We start from the raw sequence: 23,658 nt of genomic DNA on the forward strand, positions 1-23,658 counted from the left end.
CCCGCTGCGCAACCCTTATCGTCGGCGCGTGGTCAATCGCTGGCCCGAAGATCTGGGATGAGCAATGGACGCCGCTCAGCCCGGACGTTTCGCATCCGGCCCATGGTCCGTCGCCAATGGCAATTCCGGCAGGAATAGTAGCGCGATCAGCGCCAGTGCCACGATGGCCGTTCCTGTCGCAAAGGTCATGGCGATGGCGTGGCGATAGAGCGCTATCGCCGCGGCATGCGCTGCGGGGGAGGCGGTGGCGAGCTGCTTCATGCCGGCTTCCGTCAAGGATGATATGTGAACCCCCTCCAGCGCGCCGCCGGCATTCTGTACGCGATAGGCCAGAATGGCGCCCGAGCCGGTGACGCCGATAAGGCCGCCGAGCGAGCGGAAGAAGGCGAGCGTCGCCGTTCCCACGCCACGATGGGCAAGGGGCAGCGCATTCTGCACGGCGATCGTCATGGTCGGCATGACAAGCCCGAGGCCCAGGCCAAGCGCGAAGACGGCCGGCTCGATGATCCAGAAGCCCTGGCCGGCGGCGGCGGCCCAGGCGAGCACCGCGAAAGCGACCGTCGCCAGGCTGAGGCCGCAGATCTGCGCCGGCTTGTAGCGTCCGAAGCGATGCAGCAGCACGCGCCCGTTGACCATGGAGGAGATGACGATACCGATCATCAGCGGGCCGGTGAGCAGGCCCGAATGCGAGGGGCTGACACCCATGACCATCTGGAAGAACAGCGGGAAGAACAGGCTCGCTCCGAGCATGCCCATGAAGGTCAGCGCCAGCACGATGCAGGCGACGACGAACAGCTTGTTGCCGAAGAGATCTGGCGGCAGCACCGGCTCGGCATCGCGGCGGATATGCAGGATGAAAAGAACGAAGAGCACGAGCGTGAGGGCGGAGAGGCTGAAAATCTCCGGCGAGTCCCAAGCCCATTCGTTGCCGCCGAGCGCAAGCACCAGCAGGAAGCTGGTCGTACAGCCCGTCAGCAGTGCCGCGCCGAGATAGTCGATGCGGCGGCTGTGCGAGTGGTGCGGCCGTTTCAGCGCGCGGCCGATCATGACGAGGGCGACGGCACCGATCGGCAGATTGATGTAGAAGATCCAGTGCCATGACAGAAGATCGGTAATGATGCCGCCGGCGATCGGACCGATGACGCTGCAGATGGCGAAGACGGCGGCGATCGAGCCCTGATTGCGCCCGCGCTTGGCCGGCGGCACGATGTCGCCGATGATGATCTGCGCCAGCGGCATCAGCCCGCCGGCGCCGATGCCCTGGATCGCCCGGAAGATGATGAGCTGCATCAGCGTCTGCGCCATGCCGCTCAGGATCGAGCCCAGAAGGAAGATGAGGATTGCCGCATAGATCATCGGCTTGCGGCCGTATTGATCGCTGAGCTTGCCGTAGAGCGGCATGGTGCTGGTCGAGGCTAGCACATAGGCACTGACCACCCAGGAGAGATGCGTCAGACCGCCGAGATCGCTGACGATACGCGGCAGTGCGGTGGCGACGATGCTCTGGTCGATGGCGCCAAGACCGAGAACGATCATCAGCCCAAGTATGACGGCGCGGATCTCGCGACGGTCGGGCGGGTCGCCTGCCGCTGGAGCCGACGGCGGAACTGTATCCACGCGAGCGGTGTTCATTGCCCGATCTCCATGAGGGGTTCGATTGCGGCGCGGATGGCGTCTCGCTGCCGAGGCGATAGTTTGACCAGCTCGGAGGCGAGCCAGTCGGTTCTCCGCTGTTTCAGACTGCGGATGATTTCTTCGCCTTTTTGGGTCGCCACCAGGCCGTTGCGGCGCCGGTCGCCCGGATCGGGCTCGGAGCGAGCAATGAGGCCATCCCGCTCCATGGCCTTCACATGGCCTGAAATCGTCGGTCCGCGCAGCTTCTCCATCCGAGCCAGTTCGGCAACGCCGATGCCCGGCTGGCGCATGATGGCGACAAGCAGCAGGCCGTGTAGCGGCGACAGTCCGGCATCGTCGCTCTCGCGCCGTAATTGCCGGTAGAGGCGATGAAGGGCAGGGCGCAGCGCTTCGGCGAGCGCATTGGCATCTTCGATCTCTGAGTGGCGGTCAGTTGCGCTCATTGAGCCTTGCTCGCTTATAGATAGATAGGCTTACTATCTATATACCTATCGCGCGGCATGTACTTGCGCAAGCGATAATATTGTGAAACATTTTCAATCACTGCGCGTTGTTCACCAGTATTACGACTTGCGAGGAGGAGAAGAACTGTGAAACGATTCCTGACAACCGTAACAGTGACTGCCCTGAGTGCCCTGCTTGCCGTGACCTCTTTCGATCCGGCTGCCGCAGCGCCCATCCAGCCGTTGATCCAGCCGGCAATCCAGCAGGCGGACAATCAGCCTGCTGGCCTGACAGAAGTTCAATATCGCCATCACAACAGGCACTATCGCGGGCGTCATCGCCCTCATTATCGTCCGCACTACCGCCCGCACAATCGCCCGGGCTATTGGCATGGCCATCGCGGCTATCGCCACGGTCGTCCCGGTTATCGTCGTTATAATGATGGCTGGTGGTATCCGCTGGCGGCCTTCAGCGCCGGCGCGATCATCGGCGGGGCAGTTGCCCATCCGCCGCGCGGCAGCGCGCACGTCCGTTGGTGCGCAAGCCGCTACAAGACCTACCGTGCGTCGGACAATACCTATCAGCCGACCAACGGCCCGCGCCGTCAGTGCGTCGTCAGATGATGTGAAGCACATTGAAATCTCTCTCCGTCTTGCGGAGAGGGATTTCTTTTCAGGCCGTTGCCGGCAGCGGCGCCTTCAACCGGTCAACTGCTCGGAGACATCCCATAGCCGCTTCCAGATCGCCTGATCACGGGCGTGAGCGGCAATCTTGGCGCGCACCGGCGGGCCCTTGAGTTCATAAAAGCCGTTCGGGCCATACATGGCGCCGCCTTCAGCCTCTGGCGCTGTGGCGGCAAAAAGCGTCGGCAGGGCGCCGGCGGCCGCCGATTGTGAGGCAAGCGGCTCCATCCACTTCATCATGATCTCGAATGCGCTTGCCCGATCCCGGCCCATGCGAGGGCCTGAGGTTTGCAATCCGGTGACGGCGTAGCCGGGATGGGCGGCAACGCTTTTGAGCTTCCAGCCTTCGGCGCGTGCGATGCGGTCGAGTTCCAGGCTGAAGAGAAGCGTCGCCAGCTTCGACTGGCAATAGGCAGGCCATGGCCGATAGCGCTGGCGCCACTGCAGATCGTCGAAATTGATCCTGCCGCTGCGATGCGCCAGGCTGCTGACCGTGACCACCCGCGGGTTTTCGGCGGCAAAGACCTTGGGCAGCAGCCGCATCGTCCAGGCGAAATGGCCGATATAATTGGCGCCCATCTGCATCTCGAAACCGTTCTCGGTCTCGTGCCGGTCCGGGATGGCCATGACGCCGGCATTGTTGATGAGCAGATCGATATGCGGCAGTGTATCGGCGATGCGGTTGGCCGTGCGTGCGACGGAATCGAGGCTGGCAAGGTCGAGCGCCTCGAACGTCACGTCGGCGCCGGGTGTTGCCGCGCGGATCTTGGCGAGTGCCTCATTGGCCTTGGCTTCATTGCGCGAGGCGATGATGACCCTTGCGCCGGCGGCTGCCAGAGCCTTTGCCGCCTCGTAGCCGATGCCGCTATTGGCGCCGGTGATGACCGCGATGCGGCCCGTTTGCGGCGGAATATCTTTCACTGTCCAGTCTGGCATTGCGGCGCTCCTGTGAGAGATTTTGGCATTGCCCATTGTATCTGGTAATTCGTACACTAAATGCAAGTTTGCAATAAATGAAAATATTTTACCTGAAAGTATGTGACCACGCTTGCGTATCGATGATTTTCGACGGCCCAATGGCAGTGCATGCCTTTGAATTGCCACGCTGTTCGGTCCTCATCACACCATATCGCCGAAGATTGGATTTGCGGAATGACGACAAAGACCTCATGCGCTGATTTCGTGCAGTTCTTCCGCTCCTGGGTGAGCAACCCGATGCGCGTTGCAGCGGTTGCGCCCTCGGGCGAGCGGCTGGCGAGGTTGATGACGCAGGAGATCGAGCCGTTCGATGGTCCGATCCTCGAACTCGGTCCGGGCACGGGCGTCTTCACACGTGCGTTGCTGGCGCGTGGCATCCCCGAAAGCGCGTTGACGCTTGTCGAATTCGGCGAGGAATTTACCGTCCGCCTGCGCGGGCGTTTTCCAGAGGCGCGGGTGGTGCAAATGGATGCGGCGCGGCTCAGCCAATGCGGCCTCTTCGACGATGCGCCTTTCGGTGCGGTCGTCAGCGGCCTGCCGCTGCTGTCCATGCCGCCTTCCAAGGTCGCGGCCATTGTCGGCGGCGCCTTCGAAACGATGAAGCCGGGAGGGGCCTTCTATCAGTTCACCTATGGCCCACGTTGCCCGGTGCAGAAACCGATCCTCGAAAGCCTCGGGCTGAAGGCGAAGCGCATCGGCGGTACGGTGCGCAACATTCCGCCCGCCGGCGTCTACAGGATATCGCGAGAAAATCCTCTGGAGCTCTCGATCACTGGCTCCAAATATCGTAGCACCGGAGAGAATGCCGGAATCGGCGCTTAGGCGCCGGAAGCCGGCGGGCCGATTTGGGGTGGCCCTAAGCGAATGCCTGGCAGGGGTAGCGGATGGCAAAGAAGCCGGATGTCGATAGCGCGGTGAAGGAAGGCCGGCGCGAGCGCAAGCGTCGTCAAACCCGCGAACGCATCGAATCCGCCGCCCTAAGGCTGTTCCTCGAGCGCGGATTTGACGCCACGACCATCGAGGACATTACCGAGGCGGCCGATGTTTCCAAGCGCAGCTTCTTTGACTATTTTCCCAGCAAGGAAGAGGTGGTTGCCGCCTGGCAGGATGGATTTGCCCACGAGTTGATCGATGCAGTCGCGGCGCAGCCCGAGGCTGCTTCGATCGTGGACGTCATCGAGGTGGCGGTCAATTCCGCCCTTCGTGCCGCTATTGCCGATCCGCAAAGCCTTGCTCTCACCGTCTTGATCCGCAATACGCCGGCGCTTTGTGCCCGCGATCAGCTGAAATATGCCAAGCTGCAAGGCAAGCTTGCCGATGCGCTGTATGCCCGCAGCCGTGGAGGCCAAGAGGAACATCTCCGCCTCGGCATGCTTGCCGCGACTGTCGTGGCGATGCTGCGCATCGGCGGTGAGCGCTGGGCGCAGTCCCGGCAGGATATTTCGCTGGAGCGGTTCGCTCGCGACATGTTCGACGAGCTCTGGACGGCGCTTGCCGATCTCGGCGAGCAGGTGCGGCGGCGCACATGACTTCGCCGGATTAGGCGGACGAAAGCCAAGCTGATCGGCCATGTCGCATTGTGCGCCGATCCATTGCATATGTCCCGATGCAGTCCCATGTACTGTTGGGTCGCAACTGTATTCCCCTCGCGAAACCCTCGATTTGCACGTCAAATCTCGGCTCCTCCCCGGACGCCGCAAATGCCAGATACATTTCAGACCAGCAAAAGGGACTATAACCATGTCAGAATTCGACGCAGCCAAGTCCGGTCAGTTCAAGATCGGCGGTGACCTCCCCGTTCATCGTCTCGGTTTCGGTGCCATGCGCATCACCGGCGCCGGTATCTGGGGCGAGCCTGAAAACCATGACGAAGCCGTCCGCACGCTGAAGCGCCTGCCGGAACTCGGCATCAATTTCATCGATACGGCCGATTCCTACGGCCCCGACGTCTCGGAACGCCTGATCAAGGAGGCGCTCCACCCCTATGGCCAAGGTCTCGTCGTCGCGACCAAGGGTGGGCTCACCCGCACTGGCCCGAACGTATGGGTGCCTTTGGGTCGCCCCGAATATCTGATCCAGCAGGCGCACAAGAGCCTGCGCAATCTCGGCGTCGACCGCATTGATCTCTGGCAGCTGCATCGCATCGATTCCAAGGTGCCGGCGGCCGAGCAGTTCGATGCTGTCAAATCGCTGTTGAATGACGGTCTCATCCGCCACGCCGGCCTCAGCGAAGTCTCGGTTGCCGACATCGAAGCTGCATCGAGGCATTTCAAGGTGGTGACGGTGCAGAACCGCTACAATCTGGTCGATCGCACCAGCGAAGACGTACTCGACTATTGCGAAAAGCACGGCATCGGCTTCATTCCCTGGTTCCCGCTGGCCGCCGGCGATCTCGCCAAAGAAGGCTCGCTGCTCGATACTATCGCGAAGAGGCACAATGCCGCTCCGAGCCAGATCGCGCTCGCTTGGGTGCTGAAGCGCAGCCCGGTCATGCTGCCGATCCCCGGAACCGGCAAGGTCAAGCATCTCGAGGAAAACACCGCTGCCGTGAACATCGTCCTCTCCGACGAGGAGTTCGCGGCGCTGGACGCCGAAGGTAAGAAGGCGTTCAAGGCGGCTTGAAAACCGAAATCGCCCGGCCGGTGGGACAGAACTCACCGGCCGGATGCCTGTGACAGGCGCTTCCAATGCAAAAACGGCGATCACAAACATGTGAATCTTGAGGTCTCGGCAAATAACGACTGTAAAATAGGCGCTCAGAAGCCCGGGAATGCTGGCGCTATGCGATATTTTTGGCATTCACGAAGAAAGCAATGCGTATAGCGCATTGCTGCATTGCGAAAGCCGGTCTGTTCACGCCGCTGCATGCATTCTATCTAATCCCTCGAAGGCAGCGCACTCCTCCTCCCAGCGCTCCTTCAATGATTGGCAACACTCCTCCTCCTCCCAGTTGCCAATCCGGATCAAGAGCCCGATGCATCCTCCTCCCGCGTCGGGCTCTTTTTTTATCCCAACTTCGTCAGTGACTTGCCGAACATTCAAAGGCGTTGCGCCTTTGCAATGCCGTCGTGAATTAGCATCGCATCATGTGGTCAGGAACCGCTGGAGTCGCTTGCGCCGCAGGTATCCATGCGTAGAGTGGCGCGACATTCTGGCGTAAGGAAGGGTTGCATGATGCAGCGCATGGCGAGTTCGGACCGACGGGGAAGGCTGTTTTTCCGAACAGTGGCCATCGTTGCGATATTGTCGCTGGCCGCATGCGGCCGTCCTGTCGGTGTCATGCAGCCCGTCAGTGAAAACGTCCCGGGCACATCCAAGGTCGATCTCCTCGTCGCCACGACACGCCTGCCCGACAAGGACCCGGCCATTCTGTTTTCAGGCGAGCGCGGGCCGGGGCTCAAGGTGGATGCCGTCAGCGTCTCCATTCCGCCCGAAGCCAACCGCAAGGTCGGTCAGGTGCAATGGCCGAGCCGTTTGCCCGGCAACCCCTTGAAGAATTTCGTGACGACGGCCGTCAAGCCGCTGGCGACGGAAGCGGATGGGCGAGCCTGGGTGCATATGGAATTGCCGAAGAATAAGCGGGTGCTGATCTTCGTGCACGGTTTCAACAACCGCTACGAGGATGCGGTCTATCGCTTCGCGCAGATCGTTCACGATTCGCATGCCGACGTCGCGCCGATCGTGTTCACTTGGCCGTCACGCGCCAGCATCTTCGATTACGCCTATGACAAGGAGAGCACGAACTATTCCCGTGACTCTCTTGAGGAACTGTTGCGCCGGGTTGCGGCCGATCCTGCCGTTGGCGACATCACCGTCATGGCACATTCGATGGGAAGCTGGCTTGCCGTCGAATCCCTGCGGCAGATGGCGATCCGCAACGGTCGTGTCGCGCCGAAGATCAAGAACGTCATCCTGGCCTCGCCCGATCTCGACGTCGACGTCTTCGGGCGGCAATTCGCGGCACTCGGCAAGGACAAGCCGCACTTCACGCTGTTCGTCTCGCGTGACGACCGCGCTCTTTCCCTATCGCGACGCATTTCCGGCAATATCGACCGTCTTGGCCAGATCGATCCCGCCGCCGAGCCCTATCGCAGCGAGTTGGAAAGGCAGGGGATCACCGTGCTCGACCTTACCAAGCTCAAGACCGGCGACGGTCTCAATCACGGTAAATTCGCCGAAAGCCCCGAAGTGGTGAAGCTGATCGGCGCCCGGTTGATTGCAGGGCAGACGATTACCGATTCCGATGTCGGTATCGGCGATGCCGTCGGCGCGGTCGCCATGGGTGCCGCCCAGACGGTCGGCAGCGTGGCTGGTGCCGCCGTCAGCGCCCCGATCGCCATCTTCGATCCCCGCACGCGCCAGAATTACGGTGAACAATGGCGCCGCGTCGGGGCGTCGGCCAACAATACTGTCGGCTCGCTCGGCGATAGCGTCGAGGCGACCGGCAACAATGTCGGGGACGCATTGAAGCAATAGCGCTTTCACGGCCAGTTGCTCGTCGGAGGCATTTCAGCGCTGCGCAGAACGCCATAGCCACACCGCCTAATCTGATATATCAGAGGACGACGCATGGCGCTGGCCAGGTTTACCCGCCAGAATATCCGCGTTGGCGGCGGCATGACGCGACACGTCTGATGGGAGCCTATGAAATGAGATGGAAGCGCACGATCCAGCTGCTGGATGTTCATTGCGAAGGTGAGATCGGCAGGGTTGCCATCGGCGGCGTGCCGAAGATCCCCGGCAACAGCATCGCCGAACAGCTGCGCTGGCTGAACACCGATCCGAAGGGCCAAGAACTCCGTCGCTTCCTCGTGCTGGAGCCGCGTGGCGCGCCGATCGGCTCCGTCAACCTGCTGCTGCCGGCCAAGCACCCGGATGCCGATGCTGCCTTTATTATCCTGCAGCCGGACCAGGCGCATGCAAGCTCGGGCTCCAATTCCATCTGCGTAACCACGGCATTGCTTGAATCCGGCATCGTCGAGATGAAGGAGCCGGAAACACTCGTCACGCTCGAAACTGCGGCTGGCCTCGTCCGCGCCACGGCGACCTGCCGCGACGGCCGCTGCGAGAAGGTGCGGCTGACCATGGTGCCGTCTTTCGTGCATGAGCTGGATGTCGCGCTCGATACGCAGCAATGGGGTGGGATCAAGCTCGACCTTTGCTATGGCGGCATCTTCTATGGGCTCGTCGATGTCGGCCAGATCGGCTTGAAGATCGAAAAGGCGAATGCAGCGGCCCTCGTGCAGGCCGGCATGGTCATCAAGGATGCCATCAACCGGGCCATGACCGTCGTCCATCCGGAAATTCCGGCGATTTCTGGCGTTGCCTATGTGATGTTCCGCGACATCGATGCCGATGGCGCCATCCGCACCTGCACGACCATGTGGCCTGGCCGCGCCGACCGCTCGCCCTGCGGCACCGGCAATTCCGCCAATCTGGCAACGCTGCATGCGCGCGGCAAGGCCAAGGTCGGCGATGTCTTCAAGTCCCGCTCGATCATCGGTTCCGAGTTCGAAGTCGGCCTTCAGGCGGAAACCGAAGTAGCCGGCAAGCCGGCCATCATCCCCACCATCACCGGCCGCGGCTTCACCTTCGGCCTCAGCCAGGTGGCGCTTGACCCGTTCGATCCGATGGCGGAAGGCTTTGCGATGACGGATGTCTGGGGGCCGTCGGCGGGGGATATTTAAGGTTAGCCGGACAATCAGTTCCTATCGTCTGGAGAGTTTTGCCCCTCGCCCTAACCCTCTCCCCGCATACTGGGAGAGGGGATGAGTTCCGCATGTCCGTCTAGGTAAATTGCTGGTAGGGAGGCTGTGGGTGCGTGCATCCCCTCCGCCCCGCGAGCGGGGAGAAGGTGGCCGCCCTTCGACAAGCTCAGGAGGCCGGATGAGGGGCACTTTCCTATCCCTTCGGATAAATCACACCTTTGCGCAAAATAATATTCCCGTAGAGCCGTGGTTCGCTGGTCTGTATCAGCGCATGTGCTTGTTTCACCCGTTCGTAGAATTCCGCCGGCAGCAACGGCACGACCTTGATCTCCGGCACATGCCGGGCGCAGCACTCGATCATCTCGGCATGAACAGGATCGACGGCGTCGCGATCCTGCCGCACCGTTGCGCGGAAGATCGCCTGCGGCACGAAATCGTCGATCGGCAGCACGCTGAGCACGGCCTCGAGCACGCGGATGACGCCGTGGCCATCAAGGCGGATGAGGCGGCGCCCGTGCTCGAGGCCGGGGTAATTGCCGTCGACGAGGGCGATTTCGTCGCCATGGCCCATGGCGCGCAAGGTCGCCAGAAGTTCCGGGCTCAATAGCGGGTCAATGCCCTTCAGCATGCTCTATCTCCTTGAAGAGGACGTTCTGGTCGATCAGGTAGCGCGCGAAGATCGGCAGGCTGGCGCCGCCGATGGCGCGCGCCTGCGGTCCCACCGCGCCCTCGACGATCTCGGGCATGACGACGCCCTGCAGGTCCAGCTCCGCGACCGCCCTGGTGGTCGCCCGCGCCACGCGTTCCCGCACCCAATCGGGGAAACCGCCATCGATGACGGCGGCACTGAAATCGAGGACGGAGGCGGCCGCGACGATCGCCTGCGCAAGCGCCTTGGCCGTATCCTGAATCCAGATTTCCAGCGGCTCGCCGAAATCGACCCAGTTGTCGGCGGAGTACCATAAGGGGCGCGGGTCGAAGCCGTGATCCCTCAAGAGATTTTCGAGCACGAAGATCGAGGCGATCTCCAGAAGCTGGCGGTTCTCGCCGTTGCGGCCGCGCACGGGCAGAGGGCCGAGCGCGCCGGCCGTCCCGGTCCGACCGACGAAGATCGAGGAGTTGAGAACGATGCCGCCGCCGATGAAGGAGCCGATGAAGAAATAGACGAAATCCGGGTAGCGCGGACCGACACCGAAGACGAGTTCGGCGCCGCAGGCACTGGTGGCGTCATTCTGCAGGAAGACGGGATAGGTGACGCGCGATGCGATCTCGGTCTGCAGGTTGAAGCCGCGCCATACGTCCATGGCTCCCGGCGGCGCGCCGACTTGCTCGGCCCAGTTCCACAGTTCGAACGGCGCGGCGACGCCGATCCCGGCAATCTTGCGCCGCTCTTCGCTGCTGAGACGCCCTTCGAGCTCCCGGATGCCGGCCGTGACGAAGGCGATGATGTCCTGCGGCAGCGGGTAGGGGTAGATCTGATGGAGCTGCATCCTGATGCCGCCGACGAAATCCATCAGGACGAGGTCGGCGCTGCGCCGGCCGATCTTGACGCCGAAGGAGAGTACGGCATCCGGGTTGAGCCGCATGGGAATGGATGGTTGTCCGACGCGTCCGCGCACGGGTGCATCGCGGGACAAGAGACCGTCCTTCTCCAATTCCCGCATGATGACGGAAACGGTCTGCGCAGAAAGGCCGCTGCGCCGGGCGATATCGGCTTTCGAAAGCGCGCCATGACGGCGCACGAGCGACAGCACGAGCCGTTCGTTATGGGCGCGTACGCCAAGCTGGTTCGCACCCCCGGTATGGTCGAGAATCGCCGGCGCGGGAGATGTGTCCTCAGGGTTGTGCACGAGAGACATGGGCCTGCTCCTTCCATCATGGCCATGCCTTATTTTTTCCGAGAATGCCACAACCAATTAATAATTCAATCCGATTTATTTATTGACAGCCGGAAATCTTTAGGCTCAGATATGGGCCGTAAGGGACGTGTATATGACCTTGGAGGAGGTCCATCGGGAATAATCCGACAGGCATAGCGCATCCTTAAGCCGGGTTCGGGCCCGGGCTGCCGGGAGGTCCGGCTTTTCAAACATCGGGAGGATTGAATGAAGAAATCTGTTGTTTCCGCCGCAATCGCCGCGCTGGCGATCGGCGTCGCCTTCGCCGCGCCGGCCAAGGCCGCAGGCGTTTCCGCTTGCCTTATCACCAAGACCGATACCAACCCCTTCTTCGTCAAGATGAAGGAGGGTGCTACCGCCAAGGCCAAGGAACTCGGCGTGACGCTGAAGTCCTATGCCGGCAAGATCGATGGCGATAGCGAAAGCCAGGTTGCCGCGATCGAGAGCTGCATTGCCGATGGCGCGAAGGGCATTCTGATCGCCGCTTCCGACACCAAGGGCATTGTTCCCTCGGTCAAGAAGGCGCGTGATGCCGGCCTGCTCGTCATCGCACTCGACACGCCGCTCGAGCCGGCTGATTCCGCCGACGCCACCTTCGCCACGGACAACCTGCTCGCCGGCAAGCTCGTCGGACAATGGGCCAAGGAAACCCTGGGTGACAAGGTCAAGGACGCTAAGGTCGGCTTCCTGGATCTGACGCCGTCGCAGCCCTCCGTCGACGTGCTGCGCGACCAGGGCTTCATGATGGGCTTTGGCATCGACCCGAAGGACCCGAACAAGATCGGCGACGAAACCGACCCGCGCATCGTCGGCCATGACGTCACCAACGGCAACGAAGAAGGTGGCCGCAAGGCCATGGAAAACCTTCTCCAGAAGGACTCCGGCATCAACGTCATCCACACGATCAACGAGCCGGCTGCCGTCGGTGCCTATCAGGCTCTGAAAGCCGTCGGCCTTGAAAAGCAGGTGTTGATCGTTTCGATCGACGGCGGTTGCCCGGGCGTCAAGTCGGTCAAGGAAGGCGTCATCGGCGCAACGGCTCAGCAGTATCCGCTGATGATGGCGGCCCTCGGCGTCGAGGCCATCAAGAAGTTCGCCGATAGCGGTGAAAAGCCGAAGCCGACCGAAGGCAAGTCCTTCTTCGACACTGGCGTTTCCCTGGTGACGGACAAGCCGGTTTCCGGCGTCAAGTCCATCGACACCAAGGAAGGCCTCAACAAGTGCTGGGGCTAAGCCCTTCACGAATGTGATATGATCCCTTCGGGAGCCGCGTCACGCGCCTGCTGGCGCGGCTCTCCACATGGGGAACAGACAATCCAATAGTCATGTCGGTCGGGGCGGATATCCTGATCGGCTCCACAGCCGGCGGTTTCCGCGCGTCCGGCGCGGTGGCGGAGGAAAAAAATGTCCGGAGCACAGGAATTCGAACAGGTCCTCGACGGCAGCGACAAGAATGTCGCTTCGTTCGAGCATCAGAATGACTCTCTTCTCAAGCGCGTGCAGCATTTCCTGCATTCGACGCCGGCAGCCGTGCCGCTGATCGTGCTCGTGCTCGCGATCGTCATCTTCGGTATCACTATCGGCGGGCGGTTCTTTTCCGCCTACACGCTGACACTTATTCTGCAGCAGATCGCCATCGTCGGCATTCTTGCTTCGGCGCAGACGCTGGTCATCCTGACCGCCGGCATCGATCTGTCGATCGGCGTCATCATGGTGATCGCCTCGGTCGTCATGGGCAACTTCGCCGTTACCTACGGCCTGCCGACGCCGCTCGCCGTTGTCGCCGGCTTGATCGCTGGCGGCCTTTGCGGATTGCTCAACGGTTTCCTCGTCGCCAATATGAAACTGCCGCCATTCATCGTGACGCTCGGCACCTGGAATATCGTCATGGCGACGAATTTCATCTATTCCGCCAACGAGACCATCCGTGACACCGACGTCGACGAACAGGCGCCGCTGCTGCATCTTTTCGCGTTCAGCTTCCGCGTCGGCGGAGCGGTGCTCACCCTCGGCGTCATCGCCATGGTGCTCTTGGTCGTCGGTCTCTGGTACGTGCTCAATCACACGGCCTGGGGCCGGCATGTCTATGCCGTCGGCGACGATCCGGAGGCGGCGAAACTGGCCGGTATCCAGACCAAGAAGGTGCTGCTGGCCGTCTACGGCATTTCGGGATTGATCGCAGGCTTTGCCGCTTGGGTCTCCATCGGCCGCAACGGCTCCGTCTCGCCCTCTTCGGCCGTGACCGATTTCAATCTTCAGGCAATCACCGCAACCGTGATCGGCGGCATCTCGCTCTTCGGCGGCAGAGGCTCGATCCTCGGCACGCTGTTCGGCGCCATGATCGTCGGCGTGGTCTCCATGGGCCTCAACATGCTCGGAGCCGATCCGCAGTGGAAGGTGCTTCTGACCGGCGTTCTCATCATCGGCGCCGTCGCGATCGATCAGTGGATCAGAAAGGTATCGGCATGACCCCGACCGGCGAACCCATTCTCACCGCCCGCGGCCTCGTCAAGCGTTATGGACGTGTCACTGCGCTCGATCATGCCGACTTTGATCTCTATCCCGGCGAAATTCTTGCCGTGATCGGCGATAACGGCGCCGGCAAATCCTCGCTGATCAAGGCGATTTCCGGCGCAGTCATTCCCGATGAGGGCGAGATCAAGCTGGAGGGCAAAACCGTCCAGTTCCGCTCGCCGATGGAAGCGCGCGAAGCCGGCATCGAGACGGTTTATCAAAACCTCGCTTTGTCGCCGGCATTGTCAATCGCCGACAACATGTTCCTCGGCCGCGAAATCCGCAAGCCCGGCATTCTCGGCTCGATGTTCCGCATGCTCGATCGGCCGGCGATGGAAAAGCGTGCCCGCGACAAGCTCACCGAGCTCGGCCTGATGACGATCCAGAACATCAATCAGGCTGTGGAAACGCTCTCCGGCGGTCAGCGTCAGGGTGTCGCCGTGGCCCGTGCCGCCGCCTTCGGCTCCAAGGTCGTCATCATGGACGAACCGACGGCGGCGCTCGGCGTCAAGGAAAGCCGCAAGGTGCTGGAACTCATCCTCGACGTGCGGGCGCGTGGCTTGCCGATCGTGTTGATTTCGCACAATATGCCTCACGTCTTCGAGGTGGCGGACCGCATCCATATCCATCGCCTCGGACGCCGTCTGACCGTCATCGATCCCAAGGAATATACGATGTCCGATGCCGTCGCCTTCATGACTGGCGCCAAGGCTCCGCCGGTGGAGACTGTCGCCGCATGAGTGTTGCGCTGGAGGACGTTGCCGGCGAGATCGTTGCGCGCGCCGGCAACGCAAAACGCATCATGGTCGCGATCGCCGGCCCGCCCGGCGCCGGCAAATCGACGCTGGCCGATAATGTCGTCACGGCGTTGAAGGCCAAGGGCGAAAGCGCGGAGGTCCTGCCGATGGACGGCTTCCACATGGACAATGCCGTGCTGATCGAGAAGGGGCTTCTGAAGCGGAAAGGCGTGCCGGAAAGTTTCGACGTGCGCGCCTTTCTCGATATCGTCAGGGCTGTGCGGGCCGCCGATCAGGAGGTTCTGGTTCCGGTGTTCGACCGCTCGCGCGAGCTGGCCATCGCATCCGCCCGCGTCGTCTCACCCGATCATCGCTTCATCGTGGTCGAGGGCAACTACCTGCTGTTCAGCCAGGGCAAATGGGCGGAGCTGGAAGGCATGTTCGACTATTCGATCATGCTCGCACCGCCGATGGAAGTGCTCGAGGAGCGGCTGTGGGCACGCTGGAGGGGCTACGATCTGGATGAGGAGGCCGCTCATGCCAAGGTCTATGGCAATGATCTGCCGAATGGCCGGCTGATTCTCGAGAACCGCCGCAAGGCCGACGTCACCATCGACATCGTGCAGGATTGACCTTGCCATCATTTAACTACCGTCGCGGATTGTTTTGCGATGGCGGATGATGCTATCGAAGCGCGATGTCGAAAAGCGCGATCCCGAAGAGGCCGAAACGGCTTTCGGGTGAAGATCGCGCCCAATTTTCCAGAGGTCGCGCCATGCAAAAGCTCACCATCCGCCGTCCTGACGACTGGCATCTGCATTTGCGTGACGGAGCCATGCTCGAAGGCGTGATCGCCGATACCTCGAGGCACTTCGCTCGCGCCATCATCATGCCCAATCTTGTGCCGCCCGTCGTAACCACGGCGGATGCGACCGCCTATCGCGAGCGCATCCTGAAAGCGCTGCCCGCCGGCGACCGCTTCCAGCCGCTGATGACGCTCTATCTGACCGAGCACACAAACCCCGACGATGTCGAAGAGGGCAGGAAAAGCGGCCTGGTCACCGCTCTCAAGCTTTATCCGGCGGGTGCGACGACCAATTCGCATGGTGGCGTGCGCGATCTCGACAAGGCGATGCCGGTGCTGGAGCGCATGGCGAAGATCGGCCTGCCGCTTTGCGTCCATGGCGAGGTCACGACACCCGAGGTGGATATTTTCGATCGCGAGGCAGTCTTCATCGAGACTGTGCTCGATCCGCTACGCAAGCGCCTGCCGGAACTCAAGGTCACGATGGAACATGTGACCACGTCGGACGGGGTGAACTACATCAAATCGGCGAAGGCAAACCTCGCCGGCACCATCACCACGCACCATCTCATCATCAATCGCAACGCGATTCTGGTGGGCGGCATTCGCCCGCATTATTATTGCCTGCCGGTCGCCAAGCGCGAGAGCCACCGCCTGGCGCTGCGCGCGGCTGCCACGAGCGGCGATGCCAGGTTCTTCCTCGGCACGGATTCCGCTCCGCATGTCGACCCTCTGAAGGAATGCGCCTGCGGCTGCGCCGGCATTTATACCTCGATCAACACGATGAGCTGCCTCGCCCACGTCTTCGAGCAGGATGGCGCGCTGGACAGGCTGGAAGCTTTCGCCTCGCTGAACGGCCCGGCCTGGTATGGGCTGCCTGTCAACGCAGATAGCATCACTCTGGTACGCCGGCCTGAAGCTGTGACCTTCCCGGCGAAGATCGAAACGGGCGCCGGTCCGGTCACCGTTTTTGATCCTATGTTCCCCCTGCACTGGGATGTCGAGATTTAATTCAGTTAAATCTATATAAGTAAAAAACAATATATAAGGTCGTATTGCCGCACTCCATTTGTGGTTGCCGCAATTTGGAACGTATATTTTGTTGAAATACATTTTCTTTATTATTCGCCGTAACTAATTTGATACCTCTCGAAGCCTAGCGTGGCAGCAATCCCCTGCGGTAGAAATCAAACCGTTGAAAGAGCATGATGCTGGTCGATTACAACTCGCTTCTTCTCGCCCTCGGCGTTTCCGCATCATGCCTTGCGGTCACCCTGGTCGGGAGCTGGTTCTCGCGTCGGCCCGATACCTTTCTCTTGACATGCTCGGCCGGTCTTGTGCCTCTCGTCGGCGGCATCTTCATCTACGGCTCCTATGTCGACACGCCGCGCCCGATTATTGCCATTCTCACCTATGTGCTGTTCTTCATCGGCTTTCCGATCATTTGGGTGGCTGGCCATCAATTCCGCACGCGCCGCCTTTCCAAGATCCGCTTCGCTCTCGGTTGCCTGGTCGGCATTGTCGCATCGGTCGGGCCAATGTTGGCAGGCTATGATGGCTTGGCCTTCATGGGTGATAACCTCGTCATCTGCGCGCTCCTGCTTCTGACCGCGCGCGAATACTGGCTGAGCCGGCGCGAGGCGCCGACGCCGCTTTACGGCATTACCGCGCTTTACACGCTGACGGCTATTTCCTTCGCGCTCTGCGCAGGCGTGTTGATCGCCGACGGCAAGCTGGTGCTCGGTCGCGCGCCGGACAATTGGGCGGAGGATTTGAGCCTTGCCATCTGCATTGCGGGAATGACCGGGATCGGGGCGCTGTCGCTTGCCCTGCATCAGTGGCGCCAGGCCGCGCTGCACCGCCAGGAGGCGATCACCGACGCGCTGACCGGGCTGCTCAATCGCCGCGCATTGTTTGATCTCTACGGCCACCGCTCCTTCGGACCGTCGATGGCCGTCATCGTCTTCGACATCGATCGCTTCAAGGCGATCAACGATCAGCACGGCCATGCCGCCGGCGATCTCATGCTCAAGCTTTTCGGCGAGGAGCTTTCCTTCGGCTTGCGCTCTTCCGACACGGTGGCCCGTCTTGGCGGCGAGGAGTTTGCGCTCGTTCTCGACAATACCTTGCCGGGTCGTGCGGAGCAGGTCGCCGAGCGGGTGCGTGATGCCTTCGCGGCGCGGGCAATCAGCATCGAAGACAAATCTGTTGCCTGCACCGTCAGCGCGGGCGTCGCCACCGGCACGGTCAAGGGGCTCGGCTTCGACGACGTCCTTCGCGCCGCCGACAAGGCGCTCTACGAGGCGAAGAGAAACGGCCGCAACCGTGTGGAGGTCGCGGCCTATCTGCGGGCCGTGTAGACGGCCATTTTCGGCAAGCTGCAGGCTATTCTTCCGGCATCTCAGAACAGCGCCTTCACGAAGGCGCAAGCGGCCAGCAAGGACGCTACCGTGCGGACATGGTTCCATCGCGTCCAGTCGACGAGGTAGGTCGACCATAGCTGCGCTGATTCCGCGGAATGGCCGTCCATCTTATCGAGAGTGTCGTTCAAGGGCACGTTGAACACCATGGTCGAAAGCAGGCTGGCGACGATGTAGAGGGCGGCCCCCGCCAGCATCATCATGCTGGTGCCGCCCCGCCAGTAGAGAATAGCCGTCACGGCGATGAAGATCGAAAGTACGGCCGTCAGCAGGAACAATACGATGAAGGGCGAACGCACGATCGTCGTGTTGATCGATTGCATCGCGGCAATCCCCTGATCGACGGGAAGGCGGGCGAAGGCCTGCATGATGAAGGTCGAGAAGGCGAAATAGACGCCGGCGAGAAGGCCACTGCTGATCGCGGCGATGATGAGGGCGATAGTCGTGATCGGAAAGGTCATGGCTGGATACTCCAGATGCCGGTTGCGGCGGTTTCACGGGCATAGTCGGAAAAGTCTCTGGCCTGCCTGCCGAGGATTTGGCTGACGCCGTCCATGACGGGCGAGTTGCGGCCGTCGAGAACCTGCGTAAAAAGCTCATGCAGGAGATCGATCGTCTCTTGCGGCAGGCCGTAGGCGGTCATCTCGGCGATGAAGGCATCGACCGGAACCGTTTCGTAGTCGATGGCTCTGCCTGACGCCGCTGCGATTTCGGATACGGCTTGGCGAAAAGTCAGAGCGCGTGGCCCCGTCAGTTCGTAGGTCCGGTTGCGGTGACGCGGATCGATAAGGCAGGCAACGGCCGCGTCGGCAATGTCTTCGGCGTCGACGAAAGGCTCCGGCACATCGCCGGCCGGCAAGGCCAGCTTCCCCTGCAGAAGTCCATCCATGAAGGCCCCCTCGCTGAAATTCTGGTTGAACCAGCTAGCGCGCAGCACGGTATAGTCGACACCGGCAGCCTTGAGCCCTTCCTCGCTATGGATAGCTCCGTCTTCTCCACGTCCGGAAAGTAGCACGATATGGCCCACTCCGGCCTCGCGAGCAGCCCTTGCCAGGGCTGCAATGGCCTCGGCCGCCCAAGCGACAGAGAGGTCGGGCTGGAACGTGACATAGGCGGCGGAAGCGCCTTCCAGCGCCTGATGCCACGTAGTGCGGTCCTGCCAGTCGAAGCGGGGTGTCGTCGAGCGCGAGGCAGGGCGAACCGTGATGCCACGCTCCTTCAGCCGTTCGGCGATCCGGCCGCCGGTTTTTCCCAGTCCACCGATAATGGCAATTGTCGAGATCTGCATTTCAAGCTCCTCCTGCGTAAAATGTGATAAACTCTCTCATTTGCGAAATGTGATAAACTCTCTTATATTGCTTGTCAATAGTTGCAGACAGGGAATGACATGACGCAGGAACCGATCGCGAGACGCAGGCGCAGCAAGGACGAAGCAGGCACACCGCGGCGCATACCCAGCCAGCAGCGCGGCCGCGAACGGGTGGACCTGATCCTTTCCGTGGCATCCGAGCTGATTGCTGAGAATGGCAGCGATGCGCTGCGCATGGGCGAGATCGTCGAAAAGGCGGGCGTCTCTTTCGGCTCGCTCTATCAATATTTCCCCGACAAGACCGCGATCATCCGCGTACTGGCCGAGCGCTTCAACGAGCAGGGCCGGCAATGCGTCGAGGACGAGCTGATGGCGGTCAAAAGCCGCGATCAGCTTCAGTCAGCCCTCGGCCGCATCATCGACGGCTACTACGCCATGTTTCTGGGGGAGCCCGTCATGCGCGACATCTGGCACGCCACCCATGCCGACAAGCTGCTGCAGCAGGTCGATGCCGAGGACACGGAATGGCACTCGCAGGCTTTTCTCACCGTTCTCAAGCGCCTGTGGCCGGAGCGTGACCATTCGGAGTTGGCAAGGATAGCGCGGCTGACCATGCAGCTGGTCGCAGCTGCCGTCCGCTACGCGATTTCGATCGAGCGGGAGGAGGGCGACAAGGTCATCGCGCTGTTCAAGACCATGCTGCCGGCCGATCTGGGCTTGCTCGGTAGGTAGCTCGGGGCTGTCCCCGCCGGCAGCCGCTGCGGCGATACCTGCAAAACCTTCCAGACGTCTGGAAACTCGGGCCGCTTGCTGCTATTGCCGCTGGAACATTAGCGCTGCGAAGGAGGCCCCGTATGACCCAGATGATATTCACCGATCGCGCCGTCATGGCTGAGCTGATGGCCAGGATGCTTTGGGAGATCAAGGCGGTCCACTTCAATGCCGACAAGCCCTACAAATTCGCCTCCGGCATGGCGAGCCCGGTCTATATCGATTGCCGCAAGCTGATTTCCTATCCGCGCATCCGCTCGACGGTCATGGATTTCGCCGCAAGCCTCATCGTCCGCAATGTCGGCTTCGAGCAGTTCGATTGCGTTGCCGGTGGCGAGACGGCGGGCATTCCCTTTGCCGCCTTCCTGGCCGAGCGCCTGAACCTGCCGATGATCTACGTCCGCAAGCAGCCGAAGGGCCATGGCCGCAACGCCCAGATCGAAGGCGATATGAAGGACGGCGCCCGCGTGCTCGTCATCGAGGACCTGACGACGGCCGGCGGCAGCATGTTCACCTTCATCGACGCCATCCGTGCGGCCGGCGGCATCGTCGATCATGGCATGGCGCTGTTCTACTATGGCATCTTCCCCGAGGCGGTCGAACGCTTCGCCAACCGGAAAGTCAGCCTGCAATACATCACGACCTGGCGCGAAGTGCTTGCCGTCGCCAAGGAACAGAAGCTGTTCGACGACAAGACGCTGGAGGAAGTCGAGGCCTTTCTCAACGCGCCGCTTGCCTGGTCCGGCTGGAACGGCGGTATTTCGGAGCTGCCCACAAACTGACGCTTTGCTTTTGCACTGAATCTATCTAATCGATTTATGTAACTGGACACGACAGACGCGCTCTTTGGGAGGCCGGAATGATATTGTGCTGTGGCGAAGCTTTGATCGACATGCTGCCGCGGGATACGACGCGGGGCGAAAAGGGTTTTGCCCCCTATGCCGGCGGCGCGATCTTCAATACCGCGATCGCACTTGGCCGTCTCGGCGTTCCCACGGGCTTCTTCACCGGCATCGCAGACGACATGATGGGCGAGATCCTGCGCGAGACGCTGTCTGCGTCCAAGGTGGACTATAGCTATTGCGCCATAGCTCCACGTCCGAGCACGATCGCATTCGTCAAGCTGGTCAATGGCCAGGCGACCTACGCCTTCTACGATGAAGGCTCGGCTGGCCGCATGATCACCGAGGCCGATCTGCCGACGCTCGGCGATGATTGCGAAGCCTTGCATTTCGGTGCGATCAGCCTGATCCCCGACCCGTGCGGCGCGACCTACGAAGCGCTGATGAAGCGCGAGCACCAGGCCCGTGTCATCTCGCTCGACCCGAACATCCGTCCGGGCTTCATCAAGGACAAGGCTGCCCATATGGGCCGCATCGGCCGGATGGCGGCCATGTCCGACATTCTCAAATTCTCGGACGAGGATCTGGAATGGTTCGGCATCGCCGGAAACCATGACGAACTCGCTGCCCATTGGCTGGGGCAGGGCGCAAAGCTCGTCGTCGTCACCAAGGGTGCGGAAGGCGCGACCGGCTATACCAGGTCGCTGAAAGTCTCCGTGCCGAGCGAGCGGGTCACCGTCGTCGATACCGTCGGTGCTGGCGATACCTTCGATGCCGGCGTTCTGGCGTCGCTGAAGATGAACGGCCTGTTGACCAAGGCGCAGGTGGCTTCGCTCGATGAAAAGGCGTTGCAGCATGCGCTGGCTTTGGGCGCCAAGGCTGCGGCGGTAACGGTGTCGCGCGCCGGCGCCAATCCGCCCTGGGCAAGTGAGATCGGGCTTTAGTCGTTTATCGGCCTTGAGAATGCGGAGAGGTAGCACCCCCCTCTGTCAGCTTCGCTGACATCTCCCCCACAAGGGGGGAGATCGTAGGGAATGTGCCGCACATCCTGTGACGTGATGAAACTCTATCAAAAGCTTCGAGATTTGTTTGGTGCGAGAACGTGCCAAGCCACCAATCTCCCCCCTTGTGGGGGAGATGTCACGAAGTGACAGAGGGGGGTATCTCACCCCGCATTCAGAGAGATGGGATAGGGCAGACCCAAATCCAGCCCATCTACAAACCCCTTACTTAGCCCGGCTTGCCAGGGCAGCCACCAGCCCCTGCGTCGAGGAATCGTGGCCGGCAGCACTTTCCTTGCCTTCGATGACCGGAAGCAGGCCGGTTGCCAGCTCCTTGCCAAGCTCGACGCCCCATTGGTCGAAGGAGTTGATGCGGAAGAGCACGCCTTCGACGAAGACGCGGTGTTCGTAAAGAGCGATCAGGCGGCCGAGTGCGAACGGCGTCAGCTTGTCGTAGACGAAGGTGATCGACGGGCGGTTGCCGGTGAAGACGCGGTGCGGCGCGATGAAATCGGCCTTCTTGTCGTCCATGCCCTTGGAGGTGAGCTGCGCCTTGGCCTCCGCGAAGGTGCGGCCCTTCATCAGCGCTTCCGACTGCGCCAGGCAATTGGCCATCAACAGGTCGTGCTGATGGCGTAGCTCAGGCTCGAAACCGTTGGCGGCGATCATGAACTCGGCCGGGATGACGCTCGTGCCCTGGTGGATGAGCTGGTAGAAGGCGTGCTGGCCATTGGTGCCGGGCTCGCCCCAGACGACCGGGCCGGAATTGCCTTCGACCGGCGTGCCGTCGATGGTGACGCCCTTGCCGTTCGATTCCATGTCGAGCTGCTGCAGATAGGCCGGGAAGCGTGACAGGCGCTGGTCATAGGGCAGGATCGCGCGCGTGGCATAGCCGAGCACGTTGCGATGATAAAAGCCGATGAGGCCAAGCAGCATCGGCAGGTTTTCCTTGAAGGGAGCCTGGCGGAAATGGTTGTCCATCGCATGTGCGCCATCGAGGAACTTACCGAAGTTCTCCGGACCGACGGCGATCATCAGCGGCAGGCCAATGGCCGACCAGATCGAGTAGCGGCCGCCGACCCAATCCCAGAAGCCGAAGACGCGCTCGCTGTCGATGCCGAAGGCGGCGACCTTGTCGAGCGCCGTCGATACGGCGGCGAAGTGGTGCTGAACGGCGGCCTCGCCGAGCGCGTCGGCGATGAACTTGCGCGCCGTCTGGGCATTGGTCATCGTTTCGATCGTCGTAAAGGTCTTGGAAGCGACGATGAAGAGCGTCGTTTCCGGCTGAACGAGCTTCAGGATGTCGGCGATATGGGCGCCGTCGATATTGGAGATGAAGTGCGAGCGCGGGCCGTCGTGGAAGGGCGCCAGCGCCAGCGTCGCCATGACCGGGCCGAGATCGGAGCCGCCGATGCCGATATTGATGACGTCGGTGATTGCCTTGCCCGTCGCGCCCTTCAGCGCGCCGGAGCGGATGCCGTCGGCAAACTTGCCCATGGCGGCCAGCACGGCATTGACATCGGGCATCACATCCTTGCCGTCGACGAGCACCGGCTTGTTCGAGCGGTTGCGCAACGCGGTGTGCAGCACGGCGCGGTTTTCGGTGAAGTTGATGGCGACGCCGGAGAACATTTCCTCGCGCTTGGCCGCGACGCCGCCCTCGGTTGCGAGCTTCTCGAGAAGGGCGAGGATATCGTCGTTCACCGCCGTCTTGGAATAATCCATCAGCAGGTCGTCGAACGAGGCGCTGAAGCGGGAAAAGCGCTTGGGATCGGCGGCGAAGGCGGCACGAATATCGGTGGCCTTCGTTGCCGATGCGGTGCTCTTCAATTGATCGACGAGGGCGTTCATGGAGGACTCCTTGCGGTTCGCGCCGCTTGCCGTCCGAAGAGGGCAGGGCACTCTGAGTTGGT

Annotated in this window: 23 protein-coding genes; 15 read left to right on the forward strand and 8 right to left on the reverse strand. The window is 61.7% G+C overall.

All coding sequences use genetic code 11. From position 1 onward, the window contains the following. Window positions 1-75 precede the first annotated feature (75 nt). Together ACIQWP_RS09850 and ACIQWP_RS09855 are read right to left on the reverse strand one after the other, a co-directional pair. Entirely contained in the window at window positions 76-1,632 is a 1,557-nt protein-coding gene (locus ACIQWP_RS09850) for an MDR family MFS transporter (protein WP_402785601.1), read from the reverse strand. Continuing rightward, window positions 1,629-2,078, reverse strand: a complete 450-nt coding sequence (locus ACIQWP_RS09855; RefSeq protein ID WP_402785604.1) for a MarR family winged helix-turn-helix transcriptional regulator — start codon at window positions 2,076-2,078, stop codon at window positions 1,629-1,631. The genes ACIQWP_RS09850 and ACIQWP_RS09855 overlap by 4 nt, the downstream gene beginning before the upstream one ends. Before the next feature lie 147 nt (window positions 2,079-2,225). Between ACIQWP_RS09855 and ACIQWP_RS09860 the strand changes: the two genes are divergently transcribed. Then, window positions 2,226-2,702 (forward strand): BA14K family protein, encoded by a 477-nt coding sequence (locus ACIQWP_RS09860; RefSeq protein WP_402785606.1) that lies wholly within the window; start codon window positions 2,226-2,228, stop codon window positions 2,700-2,702. Window positions 2,703-2,777: 75 nt separating this feature from the next. On the opposite strand, the gene ACIQWP_RS09865 is transcribed toward ACIQWP_RS09860, so the two are convergent. Further along, window positions 2,778-3,698: an oxidoreductase gene (locus tag ACIQWP_RS09865; protein WP_402785609.1), complete on the reverse strand. Its 921-nt coding sequence runs from the start codon at window positions 3,696-3,698 to the stop codon at window positions 2,778-2,780. 216 nt (window positions 3,699-3,914) lie between these two features. Between ACIQWP_RS09865 and ACIQWP_RS09870 the strand changes: the two genes are divergently transcribed. From ACIQWP_RS09870 to ACIQWP_RS09890, 5 genes are all read left to right on the forward strand, one after another. Beyond that, window positions 3,915-4,562, forward strand: coding sequence for a class I SAM-dependent methyltransferase (locus ACIQWP_RS09870; protein WP_402785612.1), 648 nt, complete (start codon window positions 3,915-3,917; stop codon window positions 4,560-4,562). Window positions 4,563-4,624: 62 nt separating this feature from the next. Beyond that, window positions 4,625-5,269, forward strand: coding sequence for a TetR family transcriptional regulator (locus ACIQWP_RS09875; RefSeq protein ID WP_402785614.1), 645 nt, complete (start codon window positions 4,625-4,627; stop codon window positions 5,267-5,269). 211 nt (window positions 5,270-5,480) lie between these two features. Continuing rightward, on the forward strand, window positions 5,481-6,362 hold the full coding sequence (locus tag ACIQWP_RS09880) for an aldo/keto reductase (protein ID WP_402785617.1): 882 nt from the start codon (window positions 5,481-5,483) through the stop codon (window positions 6,360-6,362). Between the two features lie 561 nt (window positions 6,363-6,923). Then, on the forward strand, window positions 6,924-8,216 hold the full coding sequence (locus ACIQWP_RS09885; RefSeq protein WP_402786107.1) for an alpha/beta hydrolase: 1,293 nt from the start codon (window positions 6,924-6,926) through the stop codon (window positions 8,214-8,216). 173 nt (window positions 8,217-8,389) lie between these two features. Further along, entirely contained in the window at window positions 8,390-9,427 is a 1,038-nt protein-coding gene (locus tag ACIQWP_RS09890) for a 4-hydroxyproline epimerase (protein ID WP_402785620.1), read from the forward strand. 214 nt (window positions 9,428-9,641) lie between these two features. Here the strand turns inward: ACIQWP_RS09890 and ACIQWP_RS09895 are convergent, their stop codons facing one another. After that, window positions 9,642-10,076 carry an RbsD/FucU family protein gene (locus ACIQWP_RS09895; protein WP_402785623.1) on the reverse strand — a complete coding sequence of 145 codons (435 nt, stop codon included), beginning with the start codon at window positions 10,074-10,076 and terminating at the stop codon, window positions 9,642-9,644. Continuing rightward, window positions 10,060-11,307 carry an ROK family transcriptional regulator gene (locus ACIQWP_RS09900; RefSeq protein ID WP_402785626.1) on the reverse strand — a complete coding sequence of 416 codons (1,248 nt, stop codon included), beginning with the start codon at window positions 11,305-11,307 and terminating at the stop codon, window positions 10,060-10,062. Before ACIQWP_RS09900 ends, ACIQWP_RS09895 begins: the two co-directional genes overlap by 17 nt. Window positions 11,308-11,553: 246 nt before the next feature. Here ACIQWP_RS09900 and ACIQWP_RS09905 point away from each other — a divergent pair, with 246 nt between their 5' ends. From ACIQWP_RS09905 to ACIQWP_RS09930, 6 genes are all read left to right on the forward strand, one after another. Next, on the forward strand, window positions 11,554-12,579 hold the full coding sequence (locus ACIQWP_RS09905; RefSeq protein WP_402785629.1) for a sugar ABC transporter substrate-binding protein: 1,026 nt from the start codon (window positions 11,554-11,556) through the stop codon (window positions 12,577-12,579). 171 nt (window positions 12,580-12,750) lie between these two features. Then, window positions 12,751-13,815, forward strand: coding sequence for an ABC transporter permease (locus ACIQWP_RS09910; protein ID WP_402785632.1), 1,065 nt, complete (start codon window positions 12,751-12,753; stop codon window positions 13,813-13,815). Next, complete coding sequence (locus tag ACIQWP_RS09915) at window positions 13,812-14,600, forward strand: ATP-binding cassette domain-containing protein (RefSeq protein ID WP_402786110.1); 789 nt, start codon at window positions 13,812-13,814, stop codon at window positions 14,598-14,600. Before ACIQWP_RS09910 ends, ACIQWP_RS09915 begins: the two co-directional genes overlap by 4 nt. Continuing rightward, window positions 14,597-15,229, forward strand: coding sequence for a nucleoside triphosphate hydrolase (locus tag ACIQWP_RS09920; protein ID WP_402785635.1), 633 nt, complete (start codon window positions 14,597-14,599; stop codon window positions 15,227-15,229). The genes ACIQWP_RS09915 and ACIQWP_RS09920 overlap by 4 nt, the downstream gene beginning before the upstream one ends. A 143-nt stretch (window positions 15,230-15,372) precedes the next feature. After that, window positions 15,373-16,413, forward strand: a complete 1,041-nt coding sequence (gene pyrC, locus ACIQWP_RS09925) for a dihydroorotase (RefSeq protein ID WP_402785638.1) — start codon at window positions 15,373-15,375, stop codon at window positions 16,411-16,413. A gap of 197 nt (window positions 16,414-16,610) precedes the next feature. Next, window positions 16,611-17,762: a GGDEF domain-containing protein gene (locus tag ACIQWP_RS09930; protein ID WP_402786113.1), complete on the forward strand. Its 1,152-nt coding sequence runs from the start codon at window positions 16,611-16,613 to the stop codon at window positions 17,760-17,762. Between the two features lie 41 nt (window positions 17,763-17,803). Here the strand turns inward: ACIQWP_RS09930 and ACIQWP_RS09935 are convergent, their stop codons facing one another. Together ACIQWP_RS09935 and ACIQWP_RS09940 are read right to left on the reverse strand one after the other, a co-directional pair. Next, a complete protein-coding gene (locus ACIQWP_RS09935) occupies window positions 17,804-18,283 on the reverse strand; it encodes a DUF1772 domain-containing protein (RefSeq protein ID WP_402785641.1) in 480 nt (159 codons plus the stop codon). Beyond that, on the reverse strand, window positions 18,280-19,110 hold the full coding sequence (locus ACIQWP_RS09940) for an NmrA family NAD(P)-binding protein (RefSeq protein ID WP_402785644.1): 831 nt from the start codon (window positions 19,108-19,110) through the stop codon (window positions 18,280-18,282). The genes ACIQWP_RS09935 and ACIQWP_RS09940 overlap by 4 nt, the downstream gene beginning before the upstream one ends. A gap of 99 nt (window positions 19,111-19,209) precedes the next feature. Between ACIQWP_RS09940 and ACIQWP_RS09945 the strand changes: the two genes are divergently transcribed. From ACIQWP_RS09945 to ACIQWP_RS09955, 3 genes are all read left to right on the forward strand, one after another. Further along, window positions 19,210-19,863: a TetR/AcrR family transcriptional regulator gene (locus ACIQWP_RS09945; RefSeq protein ID WP_402785647.1), complete on the forward strand. Its 654-nt coding sequence runs from the start codon at window positions 19,210-19,212 to the stop codon at window positions 19,861-19,863. 122 nt (window positions 19,864-19,985) lie between these two features. Then, window positions 19,986-20,684: an orotate phosphoribosyltransferase gene (locus ACIQWP_RS09950; protein WP_402785650.1), complete on the forward strand. Its 699-nt coding sequence runs from the start codon at window positions 19,986-19,988 to the stop codon at window positions 20,682-20,684. A gap of 77 nt (window positions 20,685-20,761) precedes the next feature. Then, window positions 20,762-21,688 (forward strand): carbohydrate kinase, encoded by a 927-nt coding sequence (locus ACIQWP_RS09955; protein WP_402785653.1) that lies wholly within the window; start codon window positions 20,762-20,764, stop codon window positions 21,686-21,688. 282 nt (window positions 21,689-21,970) lie between these two features. Here the strand turns inward: ACIQWP_RS09955 and pgi are convergent, their stop codons facing one another. Continuing rightward, window positions 21,971-23,596 carry a glucose-6-phosphate isomerase gene (gene pgi / locus ACIQWP_RS09960; protein ID WP_402785656.1) on the reverse strand — a complete coding sequence of 542 codons (1,626 nt, stop codon included), beginning with the start codon at window positions 23,594-23,596 and terminating at the stop codon, window positions 21,971-21,973. Between the last annotated feature and the right edge of the window lie 62 nt (window positions 23,597-23,658).

It is taken from the genome of Rhizobium sp. NPDC090279 (assembly GCF_044769665.1).
Lineage (GTDB): Bacteria > Pseudomonadota > Alphaproteobacteria > Rhizobiales > Rhizobiaceae > Rhizobium.

Excerpts from the sequence above, each read along its gene's own strand:
- ACIQWP_RS09850 (WP_402785601.1), bottom strand. The coding sequence starts at position 1,632 with ATGAACACCGCTCGCGTGGATACAGTTCCGCCGTCGGCTCCAGCGGCA.
- ACIQWP_RS09855 (WP_402785604.1), bottom strand. The coding sequence starts at position 2,078 with ATGAGCGCAACTGACCGCCACTCAGAGATCGAAGATGCCAATGCGCTC.
- ACIQWP_RS09865 (WP_402785609.1), bottom strand. The coding sequence starts at position 3,698 with ATGCCAGACTGGACAGTGAAAGATATTCCGCCGCAAACGGGCCGCATC.
- ACIQWP_RS09870 (WP_402785612.1), top strand. The coding sequence starts at position 3,915 with ATGACGACAAAGACCTCATGCGCTGATTTCGTGCAGTTCTTCCGCTCC.
- ACIQWP_RS09875 (WP_402785614.1), top strand. The coding sequence starts at position 4,625 with ATGGCAAAGAAGCCGGATGTCGATAGCGCGGTGAAGGAAGGCCGGCGC.
- ACIQWP_RS09880 (WP_402785617.1), top strand. The coding sequence starts at position 5,481 with ATGTCAGAATTCGACGCAGCCAAGTCCGGTCAGTTCAAGATCGGCGGT.
- ACIQWP_RS09885 (WP_402786107.1), top strand. The coding sequence starts at position 6,924 with ATGGCGAGTTCGGACCGACGGGGAAGGCTGTTTTTCCGAACAGTGGCC.
- ACIQWP_RS09890 (WP_402785620.1), top strand. The coding sequence starts at position 8,390 with ATGAGATGGAAGCGCACGATCCAGCTGCTGGATGTTCATTGCGAAGGT.
- ACIQWP_RS09895 (WP_402785623.1), bottom strand. The coding sequence starts at position 10,076 with ATGCTGAAGGGCATTGACCCGCTATTGAGCCCGGAACTTCTGGCGACC.
- ACIQWP_RS09900 (WP_402785626.1), bottom strand. The coding sequence starts at position 11,307 with ATGTCTCTCGTGCACAACCCTGAGGACACATCTCCCGCGCCGGCGATT.
- ACIQWP_RS09905 (WP_402785629.1), top strand. The coding sequence starts at position 11,554 with ATGAAGAAATCTGTTGTTTCCGCCGCAATCGCCGCGCTGGCGATCGGC.
- ACIQWP_RS09910 (WP_402785632.1), top strand. The coding sequence starts at position 12,751 with ATGTCCGGAGCACAGGAATTCGAACAGGTCCTCGACGGCAGCGACAAG.
- ACIQWP_RS09915 (WP_402786110.1), top strand. The coding sequence starts at position 13,812 with ATGACCCCGACCGGCGAACCCATTCTCACCGCCCGCGGCCTCGTCAAG.
- ACIQWP_RS09920 (WP_402785635.1), top strand. The coding sequence starts at position 14,597 with ATGAGTGTTGCGCTGGAGGACGTTGCCGGCGAGATCGTTGCGCGCGCC.
- pyrC (WP_402785638.1), top strand. The coding sequence starts at position 15,373 with ATGCAAAAGCTCACCATCCGCCGTCCTGACGACTGGCATCTGCATTTG.
- ACIQWP_RS09930 (WP_402786113.1), top strand. The coding sequence starts at position 16,611 with ATGCTGGTCGATTACAACTCGCTTCTTCTCGCCCTCGGCGTTTCCGCA.
- ACIQWP_RS09935 (WP_402785641.1), bottom strand. The coding sequence starts at position 18,283 with ATGACCTTTCCGATCACGACTATCGCCCTCATCATCGCCGCGATCAGC.
- ACIQWP_RS09940 (WP_402785644.1), bottom strand. The coding sequence starts at position 19,110 with ATGCAGATCTCGACAATTGCCATTATCGGTGGACTGGGAAAAACCGGC.
- ACIQWP_RS09945 (WP_402785647.1), top strand. The coding sequence starts at position 19,210 with ATGACGCAGGAACCGATCGCGAGACGCAGGCGCAGCAAGGACGAAGCA.
- ACIQWP_RS09950 (WP_402785650.1), top strand. The coding sequence starts at position 19,986 with ATGACCCAGATGATATTCACCGATCGCGCCGTCATGGCTGAGCTGATG.
- ACIQWP_RS09955 (WP_402785653.1), top strand. The coding sequence starts at position 20,762 with ATGATATTGTGCTGTGGCGAAGCTTTGATCGACATGCTGCCGCGGGAT.
- pgi (WP_402785656.1), bottom strand. The coding sequence starts at position 23,596 with ATGAACGCCCTCGTCGATCAATTGAAGAGCACCGCATCGGCAACGAAG.